Here is a 6,928-nt window from a genome sequence, read left to right as displayed (position 1 = left end):
ACGAGCTGCAGGGCGTTTTTGAGGCGGATTTCGCGTGCGATTTCTTGGACGAGTTCGACTTCTGCGCCGGCCAGTGTGCGGTTGGCGCCCAATACGTCGTAGCCGCCTTCTTTGCTGCGGGCGACGGCGTTGGGGATGTCGGTTTCGCCGAGGACGACTTGGTAAACGCCGTTTTCGATGGTGGCTTTGTTGATGCCGCTGCCTGTGGTGGCGTTGCCTTGGGGGTCGAGGTCGACGACGAGGACGCGGCGGCCTTTGGAGGCCAGGGAGGCGGCTAGGTTGACGGTGGTGGTGGTTTTGCCGACTCCGCCTTTTTGGTTGGCGACGGCGAGGATTTGTGCGCTCATGTGCTTTGCTGTCGTGTTAAGTGTGGATGGCTGGATTGTACCGTTATTCGGTATGCTTGGGTTGTTTTCAGACGGCCTTTTTGCGGATAATGACGATATGGCGTTCGGCATTGAGTTGGGGGACGTGCAATGCTTCGACTTTTTCGACGGCGACGCTTTCGGGCAGTTTGTCGATTTCTTCTTGCGGGTATATGCCTTTCATGGCCGCCCAGTAGCCGCCGTCTTTGAGGAGGTGCTCGGTCCAGTTGACGAAGTCGGCGAGTTCGGCAAAGGCGCGGCTGGTGATGACGTCGGCACGGCAGTCGGCGGCGGCTTCTACGCGGCCGCTGATGACGCGGACGTTTTTAAGGCCGAGTTCGATGACGGCTTGTTGCAGAAAGGCGGTTTTTTTGGTGTTGGCATCGAGGAGGGTAATGTCGAGGTCGGGGCGGCAGATGGCGGTGGGTATGCCGGGCTGTCCGCCGCCGGAGCCGACGTCGAGCATGGTTTGGGCGTGTTCGATATAGGGCAAGAGGGTCAGGCTGTCGAGCAGGTGATGGCTGACGGTTTGGGCGGGATCGCGCAGGGCGGTCAGGTTGTAGGTTTTGTTCCACTTTTGCAGCAGGGCGGCATAGTCTAGAAGTTTGGCCTGTTTGGCTTCGTCGATGTCCAAACCCAGTGCCTGTATGCCGTCGCGGAGCTGTTGCGCCTGATTCATTTGTTATTCCTTATTGGTTAAAACGCGTTGGATGTAATGGTAACGGAAAGCATGCCGTCTGAAAATGTTTGCGCCTGTTGAATCAACGTTTCATCTTGTGAAAGACGATGGGCTGCTCCGGTGCGCGCGTGAGCTGTTTGGGCAGGGTCAGCATGGCGATGATCCATACGGAGAGTGTGTAGTAGAACACGCCTTGCCCGCGCATACCGGCCAATGCGGCATTGCCTAAGATGGCTTCAAAAATCAATCCTGCCGCCGCCGAGGCACACGCTGCGACCCCGGCAAGGAAGATGGCGTAACGCGAATGCCGGCGCATCATTTTTTTATACGCCAGCTTGGTCAGTCCGCCGGCAATCGGCAGGTTGAGGAAGGCAAACATGCCGCAGACGAACCATGCAACGGAGTCCTGCCAACCGCTTTGCCATGCCCATGTGCCGTCTTTGACCGTTATCAGCAGGCCTTGGCCGTCTGAAAAGGCGATTTGCACGATATTGTGCAATATCATCGCCAGCGGCAGGGTGAGGAACATCAGTGCGACCAATAGGGGGCGGTAGGGTTTTTCTTGTGTCAGATACATGGCGGTTTGCCTTGTTGTGGGATAAGTCGAAATGATAGCAGATTGGCGGTTGATTCACGTTTGTTAGCGCTGAAATTGCTGACAAAAACGGTCAATTAAAAAAGAAATGAAAAATTCTTTTTTCTTAGCAAACGTTGGCGGATAAAGGTTAAGAAAACGTTTTCAGACGGCCTAATCTCTTATTTTTATATGAACCGAACAGAAAATCTTTGCATTTCTCCGTAAAATCTACTAAATTCTCAATAACATATTATAAAGACCTGAAATCTGGAACCCAAACCGAAACTGCCTCCCGCCATTTACGCTCGGAAACTCAGCAGGCAACAAAAGTTTCACACACAACAAAAATACAAAATAATTCCTATGAAATCAGTTGTTTATAATGATAGATAACCACAAGGCAAACCATGCCTGACTTTAGTAGGAGTAAAACCATGGCTGAAGCAACCGATGTCGTATTAGTAGGCGGCGGCATTATGAGCGCCACTTTGGGCGTATTGCTCAAAGAACTCGAACCATCTTGGGAAATCACCCTGATCGAACGCTTGGAAGATGTAGCGTTGGAATCATCAAATGCATGGAATAATGCCGGTACGGGACACTCTGCGCTGTGTGAATTGAACTATGCGCCCCTGACTGCCGACGGCACGATCGATCCGACCCGTGCCCTCAATATTGCCGAACAATTCCATATCAGCCGCCAATTTTGGGCGACTTTGGTCGAAGAAGGCAAACTGACCGACCGCACTTTCATCAATTCCGTTCCCCATATGTCGCTGGTGATGAACGCCGACCATTGCAGTTATCTGCAAAAACGTTTCGACGTGTTCAAAAACCAAAAACTCTTTGAAAAAATGGAGTTTTCTACCGACCGCGCCAAAATTGCCGAATGGGCGCCGCTGGTTGTCAACGGCCGTGATGAAAACCAATCCATTGCCGCCAACTACTCCGCCGAAGGCACAGACGTCGATTTCGGCAGCCTGACCCGCCAGATGGTCAAATACTTGAGCGACAAAGGCGTAAAAATCAAATTCAACCGTCATGTCGACGACCTCAACCGCGAATCGGACGGCGCATGGGTGCTGAAAACCAGCAGCACCAAAGACGATGACGACCCGTTGACACTCCGCACCCGTTTCGTCTTCCTCGGCGCAGGCGGCGGCGCACTGACCCTGCTGCAAAAATCCGGTATCCCCGAAGGCAAAGGCTACGGCGGCTTCCCTGTTTCCGGCCTCTTCTTCCGCAACAGCAATCCCGAAACGGCCGCGCAACACAACGCCAAAGTGTACGGCCAAGCCTCCGTCGGCGCGCCCCCTATGTCCGTTCCGCATTTGGATACCCGCAACGTGGACGGCCAACGCCATTTGATGTTCGGCCCGTATGCAGGCTTCCGTCCCAACTTCCTCAAACAAGGCTCGCTCATGGATTTGCCGATGTCTATCCACATGGACAACCTCTATCCTATGCTCCGCGCCGGTTGGGCTAATATGCCGCTGACCAAATACCTCTTGGGTGAATTGCGTAAAACCAAAGAAGAACGCTTCACTTCGCTCTTAGAGTATTATCCGGAAGCCAATCCTGACGATTGGGAACTGATTACCGCCGGTCAACGCGTACAAATCATTAAAAAAGACCCGAAAAAAGGCGGTGTACTCCAATTCGGTACCGAAATCGTCGCCCATGCCGACGGCTCGCTGGCCGCATTGCTGGGCGCGTCCCCAGGTGCATCAACCGCCGTACCTTTGATGATTAAGCTGATCAACCAATGCTTCCCAGGTCATGCCGAATCATGGTCAGGCCGTCTGAAAGAATTGGTGCCCGGCTACGGTATCAAGCTGAACGACAATCCGACTTTGGCGGACGAAATCATTAGCTACAACGCGACCGTTTTGGGCATTCATCACTAAATTGAAGCAGACACAAAGGCGGGCATTCTTGCCCGCCTTTTTTCAAACCATTAAAATAACGGCATTCAGGCCGTCTGAAATCTAATCTGCAACAGCATGTTGTACGATTCAAACCCGAAAATCAGCCCCAATAGAAAAACGCCATGACCGATATTCTCAACAAAATCCTTGCCACCAAAGCAGAAGAAGTAGCCGCCCAAAAAGCCGCCGTTTCCTTGGAAGACATCAAAGCCCAAGCGCAGGCTGCTGCGCCGGTTCGCAGCTTTATCGGCTCGATCCGTGAAAAACACGCGCAGAATCTGCCAGCCATTATTGCCGAAGTCAAAAAAGCCAGCCCGAGCAAAGGCCTGATCCGTCCTGATTTTCATCCTGCTGAAATCGCCGCTGCCTATGAAAAAGCCGGAGCGGCCTGCTTGTCCGTGTTGACGGACGAACCTTACTTCCAAGGCTCGCCCGAGTATTTGAAACAGGCGCGTGCGGCCGTGGCGCTGCCGGTCTTGCGTAAAGACTTTATCATCGACGAATACCAAATCTATCAGGCGCGCGCGTGGGGTGCAGATGCAGTTCTTCTGATTGCCGCCGCATTGGAAGCAGAGCAGCTTGAGCGTTTTGAAGCCGTTGCCCACGAATTGGGCATGACTGTATTGTTGGAATTGCACGATGCGTCCGAGCTGGAAAAATGCCGCAACATGACCACGCCGTTGTGGGGCGTCAACAACCGCAACCTGCGTACGTTTGAAGTAACCCTGCAACAAACCCTCGACCTCTTGCCTGAATTAAACGGCAAAACCGTTGTAACCGAAAGTGGCATCCGCAACAAAGAAGACGTCGATTTCATGCGCGGCCACGGCGTGCATACTTTCCTGATCGGCGAAACCTTTATGCGTGCCGACGATATCGAAGCAGAAGTCAAAAAACTGTTCTAAACCTAAAAAACATCAGGCCGTCTGAATTTTCAGACGGCCTGAATCCATTGGAGACGAGAAAAAATGTTTACCGTACAGCGCATTTACGCCTATCAACCCGATTCTAAACAAACCGCCGTCTTTATCGACCGCCTCTATCCGCGCGGCGTCCGCAAAGAGGTTTTTGCCACTGCGCTTTGGCTGAAAGACATTACACCCAGTGCAAACCTGCGTCGCTGGTATCACGAAAATCCGACTGAGAATTTTGACAGTTTTGTCAGCCGTTATCATGAAGAGCTGCAAGGCGATACCGAGCAGGCCGCCATCAAGCGGCTGCTGGATTTGGAAAAACAGCACGGCAATATCCTGTTGCTGACCGCCGTCAAAGATCCCCGACATTCCCACGTCTCTGCGCTGGCTCAATTTTTGGGTGCAAGGTTTGAATATCGTGATTAAAAAATCAGTGTTTGGGCTGAATACAAAAAGGCCGTCTGAAATCAAGGTTTCAGACGGCCTGCTATTTTCAAATCAAGAAGGATAACGGTGTGCCACCAATTTTCCGTCTATGTATTCGCCGATATAGACTTGCGAGGCTTCAAGGTGGAGGCGGTCAAGTTCCTGTTGCAGCCATTCTTCATCACGCTTAATGATTTCGAGGATGTCGGGGTCAACTTGGCCGTCTGTAATCAGTGGATAGCGCAGGCTTTCGTCGCCGTACTTAATGACGGCGAGCTGGCCGTTTTGTTCCATCACGGCACGTTTGACGGCAGAGATTTCGTAGATGCCGGCGGCGCGGAGTTTGAACATGAGGTCGTGTGCGCTGATGCCGTTTTTCATGCATTCATCGGTTTGGATTTTGCCGTTGACGATAACCCAGACGGATTTGCCGTCAATGATGGATTTGACCCAGCGGTTGTGGTTTTTGATGAATTTCAGGCTCAAGACCAACAGAGTCCACAAAATCAGCACGAGGAAAAATTGCAACAGGCCGACGCTGTCGCTGTAAATCACGCCACCGATGATGCCGCCGAGTACATAGTTTTGCACTTGGTCCATGGCGGAGGTCGGCGCGAGGTTGCCTTTACCTAAGAGGTTGATTTGCAAAATCAAACCTAAAATACCCATCAGCAGTTTGAGGGCGAGCAGGGAGTATGCTTCCATGTGTGTGTATCCTGTTATTCTTTATCGATGAGTTCGATATTGTTGTTGACCAAATTGATGGGCGTCAGCGTGTAGGCGGAGAAGTCTTGATTGAAATGGACTTCGTAGTATTGGTTTTTAATGCCGATAATCATGCCGTTGAACAGGCGCGTGCTGTTGACGATGATGTCTTGTTTTTCAACTTTTTGGTTTTCAATCAAGGCATTGAGAAAACCCACCATGCGCGAAGTATCGGCGGCAAAGTTTTGACGCTCGCTGTATGAAAGATATTGCGTGCCGCAGATGAGGATGAGCAGCAACAGCGCAATTATGCTCAGGTCGCGGTATTTGGTGTCCATGCGGTGGCGCAGGTATTGCGATACGGCGAGCAGGAGGATGACGAGGGCGGCGAAAATCAGGATGTATTTCAAGTAGTCGTTGAAATACATATGGTTTTCAAGATAAAAGTGGGAAAAGAATTTCATGGTATTTGTTAGCTTTGAGGAAGGTAATCAGGCCGTCTGAAACTTACATTTCAGACGGCCTTGTCTATTAAACAAGGATGTTGCGTTAAGTTTTCAAAATAGGGTGTTTTTAAAGCGGTATCAGTTGATAAATCCGTCGTCTTTCATTTTCTTTTCGGATATGTATTTAATTGTACATTCATACACATATATATTTTTGATAGGTATTGGGTAGTATCACGGCAAGATCTTCCAGTGTCCAATTTCTATTGGACTGAAAGGTGGGAGAGTTTAATTCTTGCTGTTCGATTTTTTGCCATTCTGTGTTGGCTTTTTGGGCAAATTCTTTGGTAGTTTTTTCGAATGCGCGAATACCGATACGGTTTCTCTTGCGGTATATTCTGCCTGCCAAGTAACGTTGTTCAGGAAACTCATGCTCATGTCCTTTCAAGTTACCACTGCAATAGTTTAGAGTGGCTTCGGTATCAGCCAGCCGATCGGCATCGTGTAAAACGGCAAGATAGTTGCTTTGACCTTGCAAAATTAGCCAAGCCGCAAAGCCATAAGTATTATATTTATGCTTACCACCGTACACCAAAGATAGCGCAGACCAAATTAATCTATTGGGACTAGCAATAATTGTGCATTCGTACATCTTAAAGAAATAATCGAAATATAATAAATCCTCATCTGGTAAAGATTCCAATAACCGATTCAAGTTTTGGTTGAATTCCCCAATATTGCGAGATTCAGGACGTGCTTGATCAATGATGTTCCAAAAATCGTTGATTGTCATAGCTCCAATCTTCCGAATAATCCGAGACAGGCATAGACGCCGAGTTTAAACACGTTCTTTTTCCAAAATGACGACGTAGGCTTCACGCACGAAAA

9 protein-coding genes are annotated in these 6,928 nt (G+C 50.1%); 3 read left to right on the top strand and 6 right to left on the bottom strand.

Annotation, left to right across the window (positions count from 1 at the left end; genetic code table 11):
* The 3 genes from ACTHSP_RS16055 to ACTHSP_RS16045 all read right to left on the bottom strand — a co-directional run.
* Positions 1–347 (bottom strand): ParA family protein (locus ACTHSP_RS16055; RefSeq protein ID WP_440346436.1); only part of this gene is annotated, 347 nt, incomplete at its 3' end.
* A gap of 67 nt (positions 348–414) precedes the next feature.
* Complete coding sequence (rsmG, locus tag ACTHSP_RS16050; RefSeq protein WP_049359315.1) at positions 415–1,044, bottom strand: 16S rRNA (guanine(527)-N(7))-methyltransferase RsmG; 630 nt, start codon at positions 1,042–1,044, stop codon at positions 415–417.
* A gap of 82 nt (positions 1,045–1,126) precedes the next feature.
* Complete coding sequence (locus ACTHSP_RS16045) at positions 1,127–1,621, bottom strand: hypothetical protein (protein WP_070588206.1); 495 nt, start codon at positions 1,619–1,621, stop codon at positions 1,127–1,129.
* A 434-nt stretch (positions 1,622–2,055) separates the two neighbouring features.
* Here ACTHSP_RS16045 and ACTHSP_RS16040 point away from each other — a divergent pair, with 434 nt between their 5' ends.
* The 3 genes from ACTHSP_RS16040 to ACTHSP_RS16030 all read left to right on the top strand — a co-directional run bounded on the left by ACTHSP_RS16040 (position 2,056) and on the right by ACTHSP_RS16030 (position 4,889).
* Positions 2,056–3,528, top strand: coding sequence for a malate:quinone oxidoreductase (locus tag ACTHSP_RS16040; RefSeq protein ID WP_070588207.1), 1,473 nt, complete (start codon positions 2,056–2,058; stop codon positions 3,526–3,528).
* Between the two features lie 143 nt (positions 3,529–3,671).
* Complete coding sequence (trpC, locus tag ACTHSP_RS16035; protein WP_440346435.1) at positions 3,672–4,454, top strand: indole-3-glycerol phosphate synthase TrpC; 783 nt, start codon at positions 3,672–3,674, stop codon at positions 4,452–4,454.
* Between the two features lie 63 nt (positions 4,455–4,517).
* Positions 4,518–4,889: a DUF488 domain-containing protein gene (locus tag ACTHSP_RS16030; protein WP_107867926.1), complete on the top strand. Its 372-nt coding sequence runs from the start codon at positions 4,518–4,520 to the stop codon at positions 4,887–4,889.
* Positions 4,890–4,961: 72 nt separating this feature from the next.
* On the opposite strand, the gene ACTHSP_RS16025 is transcribed toward ACTHSP_RS16030, so the two are convergent.
* The 3 genes from ACTHSP_RS16025 to ACTHSP_RS16015 form a co-directional block, all read right to left on the bottom strand.
* Positions 4,962–5,594, bottom strand: coding sequence for a DUF421 domain-containing protein (locus tag ACTHSP_RS16025; RefSeq protein WP_049336846.1), 633 nt, complete (start codon positions 5,592–5,594; stop codon positions 4,962–4,964).
* A gap of 14 nt (positions 5,595–5,608) precedes the next feature.
* Positions 5,609–6,058, bottom strand: coding sequence for a DUF3290 domain-containing protein (locus ACTHSP_RS16020; protein ID WP_036493644.1), 450 nt, complete (start codon positions 6,056–6,058; stop codon positions 5,609–5,611).
* A 178-nt stretch (positions 6,059–6,236) separates the two neighbouring features.
* Entirely contained in the window at positions 6,237–6,833 is a 597-nt protein-coding gene (locus ACTHSP_RS16015) for a DUF4240 domain-containing protein (protein WP_377073764.1), read from the bottom strand.
* Positions 6,834–6,928 lie beyond the last annotated feature (95 nt).

It is taken from the genome of Neisseria sp. P0001.S005 (genome assembly GCF_051963715.1).
The sequence above is the reverse complement of the archived record's forward strand: the minus strand, read 5'-3'. Positions and strand labels throughout refer to the sequence as shown.